This window comes from Streptomyces prasinopilosus, from assembly GCF_001419695.1.
GTDB classification, from domain to species: domain Bacteria; phylum Actinomycetota; class Actinomycetes; order Streptomycetales; family Streptomycetaceae; genus Streptomyces; species Streptomyces prasinopilosus.
This window is the reverse complement of record NZ_LIRG01000471.1, coordinates 1-15,555: the sequence shown is the minus strand read 5'-3', so window position 1 is coordinate 15,555 and position 15,555 is coordinate 1. Positions and strand designations below refer to the sequence as shown.

Below are 15,555 nucleotides of genomic sequence, written 5' to 3'. Positions count from 1 at the left end.
GGGGGGGGGGGGGGGGATCGCGCCGGGTGAGGGACGGATCGTGGACGGTCAGTGGTGCAGCGTGACGGTCACGCCTCGTGCCCTGAGTCCGGTCACCACGGGACCGGGGACGCCCGACGGCGAGGTCGCGATCCGTTCGGCCAGGTGGACGTGTGCCAGCGCCGGCATGTCGAGCAGGGGCCGGAGGTCCGTCAGGGACCGGCAGTGGCGCAGGTCGAGTTCTGCCAGGCGGGGCGAAGCGGTGAACGGGGTGATGTCCTTCAACGCGGCCCAGGACGGGCCGGCCACGCTGAGTGAGCTGAGCCGTTCCACCGGTATACCCTCGACCGAGGGAGAGTCCTTCAGGGAGCGGAGGGTCAGTTCACGCAGACCAGAGCAGTCCTGGAGGGCCCTGAGCGATTCCAGGTCCTCCATGTACAGCAGGGTCAGTGTGGTCAGCGGAGATCCGGACAGGTCACCGAGGTCGCGGACGGCGGAACCGTTGATCTTCAGCGTGCGCAGCGCGGGCAGGCGGCCGAGACCCTTGAGGTCGGTCAGTGCGGAGCAACCGGTGAAGGTCAGCTTCCGCAGTGCCGGCAGGTCGCCCAGCCCTTCTGTGGTGCGCAGTACCGGGCTGCCGTGGATGCCGAGCTTCGCCAGCCGGGGGTGACCGGCCAGCCCTTCGAGCGTCGTCAGCTCGTTGCAGCCGTCGAGTTCGAGGGACCGGAGCCGGGGGAGGACCGCGAAGGGCGACAGGTCGCGGAGGTGGTCGCCGCTCAGCTGGAGGTGGGCGAGGTTCGGCAGCTCGGTGAGTCCCTCCAGGTCCGTGAGAGACCCGCAGGAGCGGAGATCCAGGGATTCCAGAGCGGTGAGCGCACCGCCGAACACACGGGGGGAGCGCACCTTGGTGTAACTCAGTCTCAGTTGACGCAGACCGCTGAGGTTCAGCAGGGGCTCGAAGTCCTCGACGGCGCCGCACCGGCTCAGATCGAGGCGGGTGAGCCGGGAAAGACGGCCGATCGGAGTGAGGTCCTCCACGCTCGTGCAGCCACCCAGATCAAGGTCCGTGAGATTGGTGAGTTCGCCGACCTCGGTGAGGTCGGTGAGCCCGTCACACTGGTAGAAGCCGAGCTTCTCGAGCATCGTGAGATGCCGCAGACCGTGCAGGGAAGAGGCGTACGGCAGCGACAGCTCCGTCCTGCCCTCCTGACGGAATGCCGGAGCGAGCAGGTGTTCGGCGAAACTGTCCGGGTCAGGGTCCGTCCTCCACAGACGGACGAGGAACTTGGACGCGTATGGGTCCAGAGGGGTGAACCGGGCGGCCAGTTTCAGGGCGTGTCCACCGTCACCCGGCGCGGACAGGGCGACGAGCTTCCTGACGGCCTTGCGCGCACGGTACGCCGGGGCCTCCAAGTTCTCGCAGAAACCGAACGGGTCTCCGTCGGCCTTCGCCCACAACCGGAGCAGTTCCTCGGTGGAGCAGTCGGACACTCCGCTGTACCGCACGGCCAGACCCAACGCCGCGTCGCCGCCGCCGGACGCCGCCAGCAACATGAGTTCCCTGACCGCCTCACCCGCCTCGGCGGGACTTGCGGTTTCCGGAAGCGCCCTTAACTTCCCTGTTCGCATTGTTGTGTTGTCGCCCTGTGTGTCGTCGGCGGGTGCACCGGGGGGAGTCGGTTGTGTCATGGGAGGACTCTAAGGGCCAGGTGTGACATTGAAACTTCCCCTTGATCATGAACACCCGGAAGCTGGGATCTTGAGGTTCCAGAGGAAGTAGCACCAGGTGGGAAGCAAGTACAGGAAGCGGTACACCGAGGAGTTCGAGCGGGACGCGATCGGAGAGGCAGCGGGTAGCGCCAGGCCTTCGCGCGCGGCCCGTGGCGATCGATTTCGGCGAGGGCGATTGCGGTGACGGTGAGCTTGCCGGTGTGGACGGAGGCCAGTTGGTGCGCCGCGGCAGGCAGGACGGCGATGCGGTTGTCGAGCGCGGTGGCGCCGGCTCCGCCGAACACGAAGAGCACGGGCGGGAAGACCCCTTCGGTGCGCGGGTAGCGGGTCAGCCACTCCTGCTTACCGGTGCTCTTACACGTTGGTGCGGTACTCGTCGTAGGTGGTCAGCTCGGCGGTGAGCTTGCCGAAGGTCATCGACGCGCGGTCCGCCTCCACGAACACGTGCGACAGGTTGGTGTAGGGCGGGTGGGCCAGGACGTCGGCCACGGGGCTCTGGTGGCGGGACAGGGTATGGGCAGCTTCCCCTTCCCAACCCCCGGCGTGAGGCGCCCCGAGTCATCGACACGCGCTCGCGGCACGGTCGAACGGTTTCGCCCCACCATCCGCCGCCGGTCGCAACCACCTTCAGTCACAGACCAGTTGGCGGGCGAAGCACACGGCGAGAGGATGACCGACGTAGGGACCGTAGCCCTCCGTGCGGGCGTAACCCTCGCGCTCGTAGAACCTGATGGCATCGGGCTGGAGCACACCCGTCGACAGGTGCAGCGCCTTGTAACCGAGGCGGGACGCGTGGTCCTCCAGCGTGCGCAGGATGCCCGTCGCGACACCCGTGCCACGGAGTTCGGGGACGATGTACATGCGCTTGATCTCGGCCGTGTCCTCGGACAGTCGTCGCAGCGCGCCGCACCCCGTTGCGTTGCCCTCGGCGTCCCGGGCGACGAGGAACACGTCGGTGTCCCGCGCCGTGGGCTTGTCGGGCTCCTGGTCGGGTATGTCGTAGCGCGCGGCCAGTTCCGCCTCCATGGCGGCGCGCAGGCGCACACCGTCGGCGCCGTCCCACGGCTCCTCGGAAATGGTCGGCATCGCGGCACTCCGTTCCTCGCTCATGACGTCCTCATGATTCAACCAACCGGGCGACCCCGCCGGAAATGCCGATCCGACAGGGCACTCATGCCGAGCGGGCATGACCGCGTGCGCGCGGTCCGTCCTCGGCCGCCTTCACCCGTCTTTCAAGTCCCAACGGTTTCGCATGTACCGCACGAACCGCCGGGCGTGCACGTTCGTCGAGCGCGCCGAGGTAGCAACCTCCAGTCGGCTTGGGGAGAGCCCCTCCACCGGCCTGATCCGTATGCCCGGCAACGCGTCGGGCAGGGTGGAGCCGTGGGCGAAGGCGATGGCCCGGCCCAGGATGACGGCGTTGAGCACGTCGGAGGAGGTATGCACCAAGGGGCCCCGCCGCCATGGGTGTCCGTCGACGTCGGCACCGGCCCAGTGGTCCGCCTGTGCCTTGGACATGCCTGCCCAGTGCGTCACAGGCTCGTCGCTGAGATCACCGACCGTGAGCTTCTCCCGGCTCGCCAAATGGTGGTTCGTGGACAGCAGAACGGACCGCGAGTTCAGCGCGAGCAGGTCGGCGGTCAGGTCACGCCGGTCGTAGCAGTCCCGAAGGAACGTGACGTCCGACTCCCCCGCCCGCAGGTCGTCCGGCGGCAACATCCAGTCGCGCGGCACCATGTGCACGCGCACCCCGAGGTTCTCCTCCTCGAACGCCCGGCATCGGGCCGACACGGCCGCCACGTCGCACTCGGCAACGCTCACCGTCAACGTCACGGTGTCCGCCCGCGCGCCCCGGGCACGCTCCACCGCGTGCCGCGCGTGCTCCACGATCTCGCGTGCCTCCGCCAACAACGCCTCTCCCGCGGGGGTGAGTTCCGTCCTGCGGTGGCTCCGTACGAGCAGCGTGACGCCGACCGTCCGCTCCAGCGCCCGCAGCGCTCTCGACAGCGCGGGCTGCGTGATCATGAGTCGCTCGGCTGCGCGCGTGATGCTTCCGGCTTCTCCCACGGCGACGAGGTACCGGAGGTGGCGGAGTTCCAGATCGGGCATGCCCCGACAGTACGACAGCACGTGTCAGGCCGGTCCGGTCCGGCTCGGCCCGGTCCAGGGGGGGGGACAGGTACGCGTGACGGCAACACGGGCGGGCCGGACTGCCGCGTGCGGTCCCGCTCGCTTCGGTCTGTGCCGTTCCCGGTCCGGGGTGGACGGCGGACGGCGAGATCCGCGCCAGCACCTGGGTCACTGAACTCACCGGCGACGTCCTGGGCGGTTGGCCCAACGGCATGCGGCTGGTGGGCCGCCGGGTACATCGTCTGGCCGGCGGTGAGGACGGTGTGGAAGAAGGAGAGGGGCTCGACTGCGAGGAGCAGGCCGTGCCGGATGCAGTGGGAGACCGGGGGCGGGAGTGAGGCGGGCGTCGGCGAACCGGATGCGGCACCACCGGGGTCAGCGGCAGGCCAAGCATGCGCAGCACTCCGAAGACGCCCTGCGGAAGCTGTTCACCGAGGCGTGCCTGCACGGGCTGCGGACCCGCCTGTGCGACGGCGTCGACGCCCTGGCTGGTCTCGGCGACGTCAGCCGAGGTCTTCACGCTCCGCGCGTCGACAAACTCATCGGATTCCCGCTTCTGCAACCCACTTCGATGCTCTGGCGTCCGGCTCTGTGACGAACGACTACCGATCACCCGGGAGAGCACGTGGCGAAGAAGGACCGGACGACGGACGCGGCGAGGGACAAGGACCGCGACAAGTGGATGGCGCGTTTCCAGGTCCGGCTGGCCGTGCAGCCGGGCGTGGACCGGGCAGTCGTGCTCCGGGCGGTCAAGGAGGTCACGACGCACTGCGCGGATACGGGAGAGCACCCGCGGACTGCCTTCGGCGACCCGGACGCCTATGCCGCGCAGGCCGCCGCGCGGCTGGTGCCGGCGGACCGGGCGGCGCGTGCGAGGCGGCACGACGCCGTGGTGGACGCGCTCGACTCCGTGCTGAAGCGGGTCGCCGACGTCCCCGGTCTGTGACCGGTTGGAGCGACTTCCGCCGTGGCCCGGCGCAGGGGTTCCGACACAGCTTCTGTCCGCCGGGTCTGGCGGGCGGCTCAGGCGACTGGCGGAGTGCTGGAGCCGGTGACACCGACCGATTCCGCTGTGTGCGCCGCTGGTGACAGACAGAGCGCCGTCCCGGTGACCACCATCGTGCTTCACCCGGTCGGGGCCGGTGGTCAGCCGATGCCGCAGGTGGCACCCACCATGCTTCGGCTCGGCTATCGACCGCGACAAGAGCCCGCTGCTCGACGCCGACCACGACGCCGTGCGCATCGCCGGCGCGCTGTGCGGCAGCCCGCGCAGCGCCTTCGCCGCCCCGGTCGAGCCCGGTGACGAGACCGTCTGGTTCCGCGACGCCGACGGCCCCGGTTACGAACTGTCCCTGACCACCGTGGAGCCGGCCCTCGTCGCTGAGCGTGTGGCCTACGCTTGGGACGCCGTCGCCGTCGCAGCCGCGATCGGCAACCATCCGCACTTCGTCCGTGCGGCACTGTCCAGGGAGCGGGTGATCTTTGGCGCGGACCGCCCCGACGCCGTCACCGCGCTCATACGACGGCGACGCGGACGACACGAACGACCGCCCCCCGGCACGACCGACTCCAAGGTCGTCCCAGGCCGGTCAGTCAACGCGACACCGCCCACGCGGTGAGGACAGCGCATCCGGGACCCTCTCAGGACAGATGGAGTGTTCTCTCCCTGCTCTCCATGCGCCGTGCGGAACCTGCTCGCTGCCCACGGCCTCGTTCATGGAGCCGAGTTGTCGGACTTCAGACGACCGAGGAGGTCGCCACCAGCTCGAAACCGATGGGTGTGAGCATGCCGAGCGCGGAGTGCCGACGTTGCCGGTTGCCCCGGTCGGCCCGCTCGCACCGTGCCGACCGCCGGAAACGGGGAACCCGGTCGCAGGTGTTCGAGGCGACGAGGAGGACATCATGAGCCACCACGAGGGGGACGGCGGAAACAGTGCCTACGGCCACAAGGCGTTCAAGCGGTCGAGGGCCCACTTCGCGGACCGGATCACCGCGGACGGCGGGGACGGGTGGCCGGTGGAGGCCGGACGCTATCGGCTCGTCGTCAGCCGCGCCTGCCCGTGGGCGAGCCGGGCGCTGGTGTCCCGGCGGCTGCTCGGGCTGGAGGACGCGCTGTCCCTGGCGGTCGCCGATCCGATCCAGGACGACCGCAGCTGGCGCTTCACCCTGGACCCGGACGGCCGTGATCCGGTTCTCGGCATCCGGTATCTGAGCGAGGCCTACGACCGGCGGGAGAGGCACTACCCGGGCGGGGTGAGTGTCCCCGCGATCGTGGAGGTGGCCGGCGGGCGGCTGGTCACCAACGACTACCAGCAGATCACTCTCGACTTCGCCACCGAGTGGACGGCCCTGTACCGCGCAGGCGCCCCCGACCTGTATCCCGAGAAGCGGCGCGACGAGATCGACGCGGTGATGGCGGAGGTGTTCGACGATGTGAACAACGGGGTCTACCGGGCGGGCTTCGCCACCGATCAGCAGAGGTACGAGAGGGCGTGCGCGGACGTGTTCCGGCGGCTGGAACTGCTGGCGCGGCGGCTGGCCGGGCAGCGGTACCTCGTCGGCGACACGATCACGGAGGCGGACATCCGGCTGTTCACCACGCTGGTGCGGTTCGATGCCGTCTACCACGGCCACTTCAAGTGCAACCTCTGGAAACTGACGGAGAACCGGGTGCTGTGGGCGTACGCCCGCGATCTCTACCAGACGCCCGGCTTCGGCGACACCGTCGACTTCGACCACATCAAACGGCACTACCACCAAGTGCACACCGGCATCAACCCGACCGGCATCGTGCCCCTGGGCCCCGACCTGTCCGGCTGGTCGGCCCCTCATCACCGCGGGGAACTCGGCGGCCGGCCGTTCGGCGACGGGACGCCGCCCGGGCCGGTCCGCGCGGACGAACAGACACCTGTGGGGGACCGCCCCTGACGCTCGGACCCTGGACCGTTCGGAAACCCGTCGCCGCTGGTCGTGCCGCATATCGGTACTCGCTGACGACGCCGCCGAGCACGCGGGCCCGTCAAAGCCGATGAGCGGTCAGTCCGGTCACGGGCATCGGCCGGGTGGCCCAGGCACGCAGGCTCTCCCTGGATCCGACGGCAGCTCAGCGCGGATTCCCGTCGACCCACCTCAGGAAGACAGGACCCCTAATGAACCACCCGAAGTGTTCCGACCGCCGACTGTCCTGTCCCGAGAATCTCAAGATCCCCGACAGAGTCGCTCAGTGACACGACTGGCGTAACCACGTGGGGGTGCCACTTCCCCCCACCCGGAGAATGCGGCGTGCTCTGCTGCGACGAGAAGACCCGGATCCAGGCGCTGGCTCGCACTGCCCCGATTCTGCCGCTGCGGCCCGGGAGCCCCGAAAGCAGACCCACAACTACCTCGGGGTGCGCCACCGCCCTGTTCACCGCACTGGAAGCGGCCACCGGCAAGGTCGTCGACCCCTGGGGGAGCTGTCGAACACAGCGCGTCCGCCATCTGCGCGCCGCCCCCTCCAACGGAGTTACCTCACGCCGAGTCGTTCAGCTACACCGCTGAACGATCGTTACGCTCAGCCACCACGAATTGCTTCAGCGGCAGTGGGGAAGTCCGGCCGGCGCGCCGTCACGCCCCCGGTCCGCCCCGAATGTGACGCGGAGGCTCTCACATGGCGAGGTACGACTACGCGTGCGGGCAGTGCGGCGTGTTCGAGGTCGTCCGCCCGATCGACGCCCCGGTACATGAGCCGACGTGCGCCACATGCGGCGGAGCGGCAACGCGTGTATACGCCCCGCTCACCATCACCTCGCCCCACTCCGCCCTGCGACGGGCGCGCGATGCCGCCGAGGCCAGCGCGCACGAGCCAGCGGTGCGACACCGCATGCCCGCACCAGCTCGTCGTAGTGCTCATCCGCCGAATCCACTGCACGCACGCCTCCCGAGACCGTGACTCACAGGCAAGGAGCGACAGATGCCCGAGGTGCTCTTCAGCATCGACCAGTCCCGGTCTTTCTACGACCAGGCAGTCCCGCCGCACAACCGCTGGCATCCCGACATCCCGCCGGTGGCGACCGTCCGGCCCGGCACCGAGTTCCGCCTCGAATGCCGGGAGTGGTTCGATGGGACGGTTCACAACGACGACTCCGCCAACGACATCCGCGACCTCGATCTCTCGATGGTCCATCCTCTGAGCGGACCGATCGCCGTCGAGGGCGCGCAGCCCGGCGACCTGCTGGTGGTCGACATCCTCGACATCGGTCCCGTCCCGCAGGAGACCGGGCCGGTCGCCGGCCAAGGCTGGGGCTACACGGGCGTCTTCGCCAAGGGCAACGGCGGTGGTTTCCTCACCGAGCGCTTCCCGGACGCGTACAAGGCGATCTGGGACTTCCACGGGCAGATCGCGACCTCCCGCCACCTGCCTGGCGTGCGCTTCACCGGCATCACCCACCCAGGCATCATCGGCACCGCCCCGTCGCACGACCTGCTCGGTCAGTGGAACGCCCGGGAGGCCGAGCTCATCGCGACCGATCCCAACCGAGTGCCCCCGCTCGCGTTGCCGCCGGATCCTCAAAGGGCAATCCTCGGCACGCTGGAAGGCGACGCATTCGAGCGCGCTGCACGGGAGGCGGCACGAACCGCGCCGCCACGCGAGAACGGCGGCAACCAGGACATCAAGAACCTCACCCGTGGCGCCCGGATCTTCATGCCGGTGTATGTCGAGGGTGGCAAACTGTCCGCCGGTGACCTGCACTTCAGCCAGGGCGACGGCGAGATCACCTTCTGCGGCGCAATCGAGATGGGCGGCTACCTCGATCTCGGCGTCGACCTCATCAAGGGCGGCATGCAGACCTACGGGGTGACGACGAACCCCGTGTTCTACCCCGGCAACGTCGAGCCGCGCTACAGCGAGTTCCTCACCTTCGTCGGCATCTCCGTCGACGAAGACGGCCGCCAGCACTACCTGGACTCACACATCGCCTATCGGCGGGCCTGCCTGAACGCGATCGAATACCTGACCAAGTTCGGCTACTCACCTGAACAGGCCTACCTGCTCCTTGGAGCCGCCCCGATCGAAGGCCGCTTCAGCGGCGTGGTCGACATCCCCAACTCCTGCGCCACGCTCTATCTGCCCACCGCCATCTTCGACTTCGACATCCGCCCGTCCGGCGACGGGCCGCAGCGCGCCGATCGGGGAAGCTGCGCCCGCACAAGCTAGTGCCGTGTCCGCGAACGGTCTCCCGGCCGGGCCCCGGGCCGCAGGCAGCGATCAGGAGGACCGTCTACACCGGGCATCTGGACGGTACGGGTGTCTTCACCGCCGCCTCCTTCCACCCGGTGCGGAGTTCGAGGCGGAGTCGCTGGCCTCCGGGCCGTCGGACGTCACCGTGCACGGTGACGAAGGCCCGGCCCGGTCGCTGCCGAAGGCATCGGAGCAGCACAGCGGTGAGTCGCTCGTCGGTTCCCCGGTGTTCACCGCAGCCCCGACCGCCGCACCCATCGCGGACGCCCCCCCCGACCCGCTCGCGGCCGGCTCGCACTTCCTGGCGACGGCCCGCCGCCCGTCCGGGGAACGTACGGGCGTGTCCGCGCCGGGAGCGGCGGTGCGGACACGCCCGGCCGAGGAGTCAGCCGTCCGGGCACAGTGACCGGCGTGCGACGAGGGCCGCACCCAGGTGTTGGAGGTCCAGGGGGCGGGACGGGGACAGGCCCGTGAGGGTGGTGATGCGGCGCAGCCGGTAGTCGACCGTGTTGGGGTGGATGTGGAGCGCCGCGGCGGTGGCGCGGCGGTCCAGTTCGCGGGCGAGGTGGGTCTCCAGCGTCCGCAGGAGTTCCGGTTTGCCCTCCAGGGGCCGCAGCAGGGAGGCCAGGCCGTACAGGGCCTCGCCGGGGCGGCTCAGCTGGTAGTCCAGGAGGACGTCGGCCAGCCGGTAGAGGCCGGGCGGCCGGCCGGAGCGACGCACGAGGGCGACGACCTCGGCGGTACGGGCGACGGCCGCCGGTATCCCGGGCGGTTCGGCCGTCTCGGCCGCGGCCGTCACCGGCACGCCGGCGGCGTCCGCGGTACGGGCTACGAGCGCGGTGAGCTCCGTCCAGGGCGGGGGCGCGGCGGCGGGGAGCAGGACGGTGCCGCCGTCGGGGCCGAGGGCGGTCAGGGGCGGCTCACCGCCGTGGGCGTCGAGGGCCGAGCGGATCCGGCGGAGCTTGCGCCGGGCCGCGATCCGGGCGCCGGGGCCCTCGCCGGTCTCGTCGGGGTGCGGGGCGAGGGCGAGGGTCAGGGCGACGTAGCGTTCGCTGCCGCCCTCGGCCGGGTCCCCGGCGAGCAGGGCCGTCATCAGGGCGTGGCGGCCGCGGTGTTCTTCGCTGTCCAGGGCCCGGCGGGCCTCCAGGTAGCCGGCGCTGACGGCCGAGGTGACGTACTGCTGGAGCGTCAGTATGTGGGTCACGGTCTGGGTCACGTCGGGGAGTTCGCCGGGGCGGGCGCCGGCGGACAGCTCCTGCCAGCACATGGTCGTGCCCAGGTGGTAGGCGGTGAGGATGGCGTCCAGCGGTACGCCCTCCTCGGCGCGCTGGCCGGCGGAGTCCCGCTGCCGGGCGAGTTCGGTGTCGCCGGGCGGGCGCCGGAGTTCCAGGGAATCGGCGAGCATCCGCAGGTTGTGCTGGACGATGTCGGCGATGTCGCCGGTCAGTGCCTCGCCGGGCAGCTCGGCATAGGCGGGGAGTTCGGCGCGCAACCGGGCGACGATACGGCGGGTCAGGGCGGGTGCGACGGCGCGGAGTCGGGCGGCGGCGGGACGGCCCGCGATGCACAGGTGCGGCCCGGAGTTGTCACGCGTCACAAAGACCCCCGTCGAAGTCTGCGTTACCGCCCAGTTAAAGCAGGGCCCCGAAAGACTGCAAGATGACCGGCGGCACCTTCCGCTCCAACTCCGACACCCCTGCGGATCCGCACCCACCGTCCCGGAAGCGTATTCGCGCCCCTTCTCCTGTACCGCGCGTCGCACAGCTTGTCGCCTTGTCGTCTTGCCGTCCTCGGGACTTCGGGAGCCGCAGTGAACAGGTCACACCGCAAGGGAATTGCCCGTCTGGTCAGATGCGCGCTCGGCGCGGGTCTGGTGGCCGGGCTGCTGGCTGGCGCGCCCGCCGCCACCGCCGCCGAATCCGTGACGGGGGAGGTGTACGTGGCCCTCGGCGACTCGATGGCGTCCGGGCCGCTGATCCCGTGGCCCACCGGGCCGCTGGCCTGCGGCCGGTCCACGCAGAACTACCCGCACGAGCTGGCGGAGCGGCTGGACGTCGCCGAGTTCCGCGACGTGACGTGCAGCGGCGCGAAGACGGACCACATGACGCAGCCGCAGAAATTGTCCCTGCTGGACCAGGACATGGGCGAGGCGCCGCCGCAGTTCGACGCGCTGAGCGCGGACACGACCCTGGTCACCCTCACCATCGGCGGCAACGACGCGGGCCTGGTCGGCATCGCCCAGGACTGCATGCAGCTGGACCCGACCGCGGAGCCGTGCAAGACGGGCTACACCGAGGGCGGTGTGGACCGGGTCGCGCAGCGCGTGGACTCCGCCGCGCCGAAGGTGGCGGCCGTGCTCGACGGCATCCGCGCGAAGGCGCCGGACGCCCGGGTGATCGTGGCGAGTTACGGGCTCTACGTCAAAAAGGGCGGCTGCTGGCCGGTGCAGCCGGTGCTCGGTGTGGACGCCGACTACCTCCAGGGAGCTGTGGACCGGCTGAACGGGATCCTGGCCGAGCAGGCCGCGGCCCACGACGCCGAGTACGTCGACCTGCGCACGCCCAGCGCGGGCCACGACGCCTGCCAGGCGCCGAGCCGCCGCTGGATCGAGGGCTATGTGCCCACCTCGCCCGCGGCGCCGCTGCACCCCAACGCTGCCGGTGAGGCCGCGTACGCGCGGCTGATCGGTGATCACATCACGGGCTCCTGACGGATGCCGTACCCGAAGAGCCGGCCGCTGCGACGGCACCGGGCGCGGGTCCCACGGCCGGCCCGGTCGGTGCGGGCGCCACGCGCTCTGCGGCTCACGCCGGCCGTGCTGCCGGCCGGGGCGGCGGGCGGTGTCCTGACACCGCCCGCCGCGGCATCCGGATCCCCCGCACCGCCTTCACCGGCCGCACGCCCTCCCGGCCCGCCCTCTACGGCCACGGGCTGCTCGGCAGCCGCAACGAGGTCGGCGCGGGCAACGTGAAGGCCATGGCCGGCGAGCACAACTTCACCTTCTGCGCCACCGACTGGATCGGCATGGCCGCCGACGACGTGCCCGTGGTCCTGGGCGCCCTCGCCGACATGAACGGCTTCCCCGCCATCCCGGAGCGCTCCCAGCAGTCCATGCTCAACGCCCCCTTCCTCGGCCGCGCCATGATCCACCACGACGGGCTGCCGGCCGATCCCGCGTTCCGCGCGCCCGGAGGCCGGCCACTGCTGGACACCCGGCACGGGCTGGTCTACGACGGCAACAGCCAGGGCGGCATCCTCGGCGGCGCCCTGCTCGCCGCGTCCACCGACATCGAGCGCGGTGTGCTGGGCGTGACCGGCATGCACTACGGCCTGCTCCTCGACCGCAGCTCCGACTTCGCGCCGTTCCAGCAGGTGCTGGAGGCCGACTACCCGGACAAGCTGCGGCAGCAAGTGGTGCTCCAGCTCTACCAGATGGTCTGGGACCGCGGCGAGACCAACGGATACGCGTCCCGGCCCGCCGACGACCACGACGTCCTGATGCACATCGCCCACGGAGACCACCAGGTGGCCATGGTCGCCGCCGACGTCCAGGCCCGCACCCTCGGCGCCCGGCTCCACGCCCCGGCGCTCGCACCCGGCCGCAGCCCCGACCGGGTGCCGCACTGGGGCATCCGCACCGCCGGCACCCCCTTCCGGGGCGGCTCCGCGATGGTCGTCCGGGACAGCGGCACACCCACACCGCCCCTGACCAACACACCGCCCAGGGCACCCGAGTACGGGCAGGACCCGCACTCCGACCCCCGGAACATGCCGACCGCGCGTCAGCAGAAGGCCACCTTCCTGACCACCGGGTGGGTCATGGATGTCTGCGGCGGCGCTCCCTGCACCACCCTCCCCACCCCATGACGGAAGAGGTCCCATGCAGCGACGTTCCTTCCTCCGCACGGTCACCGCCGGCACCGGTGCCGCCGTCTTCTGCGGCACCCTGTGGCAACAGGCCGGCCACGCCGCACCGGCCGGGGCGGCCTCGGGCAGCCCGTATGGGCCGCTCCTCGCTCCGGATGCCAACGGTGTGGCCCTGCCCGCCGGGTTCACCAGCCGCGTCGTCGCCCGCTCGCTGCGGCCCGTCGGCGGCACCATCTGGCACTCGGCGCCCGACGGCGGCGCCTGCTATGCCGACGGCGACGGCTGGATCTACGTCTCCAACTCCGAGATACCGCTCCTGGGCGGTGCCTCCGCCATCCGCTTCCGCGCCGACGGCTCCGTGGACCGCGCCTACCGCATCCTGTCGGGCACCCACCTCAACTGCGCGGGCGGCGCGACTCCCTGGAACACGTGGCTGTCCTGCGAGGAGACCTTCCGGGGTCGGGTCTTCGAGACCGACCCGTACGGGCGGAAGGAGGCCGTCGCGCACCACGCCATGGGCCGCTTCAAGCACGAGGCCGCCGCCTGCGACCCCGACCACCGGGTCGTCTACCTCACCGAGGACGAGGACGACGGCTGCTTCTACCGCTTCGCACCCGGCACCTGGGGTGACCTGTCCTCCGGCCGCCTCGACGTGGCGTGCACCACCTCGGGCGACGGCGTCGAGTGGCGCGAGGTACCGAACCCGTCCGCGCCGCTGGTCCAGACCCGCAGGCAGCTCGCCGCCGCCCGCCACTTCGACGGCGGCGAGGGTTGCCACTACGCCGAGGGCATCTGCTACTTCACCGCCAAGGGCGACCGCCAGGTCTGGGCGTACGACACCCGGGACTCGACGATCACGTCCGTCTACAACAGCGACGGCACCCTCACCGGGGTCGACAACATCACCGGCACGGCCGCCGGAGACCTCTACGTCGCCGAGGACGGCGGGAACATGGAGATCAACATCATCACCCGGGACGGCGTGGTCGCCCCGATCCTGCGCGTCGACGGCCACCCCGACTCCGAGATCACCGGCCCGGCCTTCTCCCCGGACGGCAGCCGCCTTTACTTCTCCTCACAACGGGGCACGAGTGGCGAGATCAGCGGCTCGGGCGGTGTGACGTACGAGGTCCGCGGCCCGTTCCGCCACTGAGGCCCCACGGGCCCCGGGCGGCAACCGGGGCCGCCCCAGGAGGCACCCCGCCGCCGGCGGTGTTACGAGTGTTCGGTGTGGAGACAGCGGTGGATTGCCGGGGCCGGCCGGGCGGTGACTTCTTCGCGGGTCGTCTTCACCGCCGGCGGGAAGCGCGGGAGGACGGCTGTGAAGAGGCCGCGGAGCGGCACCAGTACGTGGTGCGCGCCCTCGGCGACCGCAACGACGTCACCCAACTGCCACCTCTGTTCGGCAAGATCCCGACGGTTGCCGGGGTGGCCGGCCGGCCCCGGCACCGCCCGGACTGCTCTTCGCTGACCGCGGCTACGACCACGCCAAGTACCGGCGCCTGCTACGCAAGCGCGGGATCCGGCCGGTGACCGCCGAACGAGGCCGGCCCCACGGCACCGGCCTGGGCACCTTTCGCTGGGTCGTCGAACGGACGATCTCCTGGCTGCATGGCTTTCGCCGCCTGCGGATCCGCTGGGAGAGACGCGACGACATCCCCAAGGCATTCCTCGGCCTCGCCGTCTGGCTGATGACCCACCGACACGTCCAACGGCTTTGTCAGGGCCAGTCAGCCCAGTAGCCGGACGCCGTCCGGTACGTCGATCCCGAACTCCTCATCGAGGAGGCGCCGTGCCTCCCTCTCGTTGGTCAACTCCCGCGCCGTGACCGCGCCGTCGGCGCGGGTCTCGGTGAGGTGGCGGCCGTCGAGGAACAGGTGGCGACCGGAGGTGAGGCGCTGGATGTAGGGACGACGGCTGAACGGGGATCGGGGATTGGTGGCGATGTGCCAGTTGATGACCTCGAAATCAGGTTGCTCGAAAGGCTCCATCGTGAAGGCGTACTGCGCCTCCCAGCCGTCCACCCTGCCTGTCCCGGTCATGCCGTACGCCTCCAGCACCCACATCTCCAGTGGGCCGTCGTGCGGTACGTGCACCAGCCGGTGCCGACGGCCCGCGTCGTGGAACTCCGTGCCGACCACCAGCGGCACCGGCTCCAACAGGGCGCCGACCGAGCCGAATCCCACGTCCGCGAGGTGGGGCCGCCGCTCGCCTGGGACCTCGACGAGCAGCGCCATGTGCGTGCGCGGGCGGCTCTCGAAGCGGTCGGTGCCGACCACGACCCGCGCGGCCAGCAGGGTCACCCGGAAGCCCAGCGCCTCCAGGACGCCCGCGAACAGCGTGTTGTGCTCATAGCAGTAGCCCCCACGGCGGCCGTGCACGAGCTTGACCGTCAGATCGGCCGGGTCGAGGGAGGGGACCACACCCCGCACGGGGTCCAGGTTCTCGAACGGAACGGTCAGCGCGTGGGCCGTGTGGACGCCCCGCAACGTCGCGAGGTCGGCCCGCCGCTCGCCCTCCCACCCGATCCGCTTCAGATAGGCATCGAGGTCGAATGACGTCGTCGGTACAGTCTCAGGCATACCTCCACCGTACGGACGCACCGCCCCGGCCCGCCCCCGCGGCCG

The 15,555-nt window shown here is 70.8% G+C and carries 14 protein-coding genes and 2 pseudogenes; 9 read left to right on the top strand and 7 right to left on the bottom strand.

Annotated elements, in window-relative coordinates:
• Window positions 1-48: 48 nt before the first annotated feature.
• The 4 genes from AOK18_RS19755 to AOK18_RS19745 form a co-directional block, all read right to left on the bottom strand.
• Window positions 49-1,533, bottom strand: coding sequence for a leucine-rich repeat domain-containing protein (locus tag AOK18_RS19755; protein WP_055695227.1), 1,485 nt, complete (start codon window positions 1,531-1,533; stop codon window positions 49-51).
• Window positions 1,534-2,064: 531 nt separating this feature from the next.
• Window positions 2,065-2,199 carry a hypothetical protein gene (locus tag AOK18_RS35175; RefSeq protein WP_276205360.1) on the bottom strand — a complete coding sequence of 45 codons (135 nt, stop codon included), beginning with the start codon at window positions 2,197-2,199 and terminating at the stop codon, window positions 2,065-2,067.
• Between the two features lie 138 nt (window positions 2,200-2,337).
• Window positions 2,338-2,796 (bottom strand): GNAT family N-acetyltransferase, encoded by a 459-nt coding sequence (locus AOK18_RS19750; protein ID WP_055695229.1) that lies wholly within the window; start codon window positions 2,794-2,796, stop codon window positions 2,338-2,340.
• A 135-nt stretch (window positions 2,797-2,931) separates the two neighbouring features.
• Window positions 2,932-3,819, bottom strand: coding sequence for a LysR family transcriptional regulator (locus tag AOK18_RS19745; RefSeq protein ID WP_157865132.1), 888 nt, complete (start codon window positions 3,817-3,819; stop codon window positions 2,932-2,934).
• A gap of 646 nt (window positions 3,820-4,465) precedes the next feature.
• Here AOK18_RS19745 and AOK18_RS19735 point away from each other — a divergent pair.
• Together AOK18_RS19735 and AOK18_RS19730 are read left to right on the top strand one after the other, a co-directional pair.
• Window positions 4,466-4,786, top strand: coding sequence for a hypothetical protein (locus tag AOK18_RS19735; RefSeq protein ID WP_055570665.1), 321 nt, complete (start codon window positions 4,466-4,468; stop codon window positions 4,784-4,786).
• Between the two features lie 196 nt (window positions 4,787-4,982).
• Window positions 4,983-5,459: a hypothetical protein gene (locus tag AOK18_RS19730; protein ID WP_157865131.1), complete on the top strand. Its 477-nt coding sequence runs from the start codon at window positions 4,983-4,985 to the stop codon at window positions 5,457-5,459.
• 118 nt (window positions 5,460-5,577) lie between these two features.
• Here AOK18_RS19730 and AOK18_RS33080 read toward each other — a convergent pair whose 3' ends face one another.
• On the bottom strand, window positions 5,578-5,754 hold the full coding sequence (locus AOK18_RS33080; protein ID WP_157865130.1) for a hypothetical protein: 177 nt from the start codon (window positions 5,752-5,754) through the stop codon (window positions 5,578-5,580).
• Between AOK18_RS33080 and AOK18_RS19725 the strand changes: the two genes are divergently transcribed.
• From AOK18_RS19725 to fmdA, 3 genes are all read left to right on the top strand, one after another.
• A complete protein-coding gene (locus AOK18_RS19725) occupies window positions 5,743-6,768 on the top strand; it encodes a glutathione S-transferase family protein (RefSeq protein WP_055695223.1) in 1,026 nt (341 codons plus the stop codon). The genes AOK18_RS33080 and AOK18_RS19725 overlap by 12 nt on opposite strands.
• Before the next feature lie 721 nt (window positions 6,769-7,489).
• Window positions 7,490-7,771 (top strand): FmdB family zinc ribbon protein, encoded by a 282-nt coding sequence (locus AOK18_RS35440; protein ID WP_074995275.1) that lies wholly within the window; start codon window positions 7,490-7,492, stop codon window positions 7,769-7,771.
• Between the two features lie 21 nt (window positions 7,772-7,792).
• Entirely contained in the window at window positions 7,793-9,037 is a 1,245-nt protein-coding gene (gene fmdA, locus AOK18_RS19720; protein WP_055570662.1) for a formamidase, read from the top strand.
• A 409-nt stretch (window positions 9,038-9,446) separates the two neighbouring features.
• On the opposite strand, the gene AOK18_RS19710 is transcribed toward fmdA, so the two are convergent.
• Window positions 9,447-10,658 carry a PucR family transcriptional regulator gene (locus tag AOK18_RS19710; RefSeq protein WP_240503245.1) on the bottom strand — a complete coding sequence of 404 codons (1,212 nt, stop codon included), beginning with the start codon at window positions 10,656-10,658 and terminating at the stop codon, window positions 9,447-9,449.
• A gap of 213 nt (window positions 10,659-10,871) precedes the next feature.
• On the opposite strand from AOK18_RS19710, the gene AOK18_RS19705 reads away from it, so the two are divergent.
• The 4 genes and pseudogenes from AOK18_RS19705 to AOK18_RS19690 all read left to right on the top strand — a co-directional run.
• Complete coding sequence (locus AOK18_RS19705) at window positions 10,872-11,771, top strand: SGNH/GDSL hydrolase family protein (RefSeq protein WP_420865626.1); 900 nt, start codon at window positions 10,872-10,874, stop codon at window positions 11,769-11,771.
• A gap of 158 nt (window positions 11,772-11,929) precedes the next feature.
• Window positions 11,930-12,928: pseudogene (locus AOK18_RS19700) on the top strand (hypothetical protein); the annotation flags it as partial.
• A 13-nt stretch (window positions 12,929-12,941) separates the two neighbouring features.
• Window positions 12,942-14,081, top strand: coding sequence for an alkaline phosphatase PhoX (locus AOK18_RS19695; protein ID WP_055695221.1), 1,140 nt, complete (start codon window positions 12,942-12,944; stop codon window positions 14,079-14,081).
• A gap of 215 nt (window positions 14,082-14,296) precedes the next feature.
• Window positions 14,297-14,670 (top strand): annotated as a pseudogene (locus tag AOK18_RS19690) (transposase); the annotation flags it as partial.
• Here the strand turns inward: AOK18_RS19690 and AOK18_RS19685 are convergent.
• Window positions 14,659-15,510, bottom strand: a complete 852-nt coding sequence (locus tag AOK18_RS19685; RefSeq protein WP_055695219.1) for an arylamine N-acetyltransferase family protein — start codon at window positions 15,508-15,510, stop codon at window positions 14,659-14,661. The pseudogene AOK18_RS19690 and the gene AOK18_RS19685 sit on opposite strands and share 12 nt — an antisense overlap.
• Window positions 15,511-15,555 lie beyond the last annotated feature (45 nt).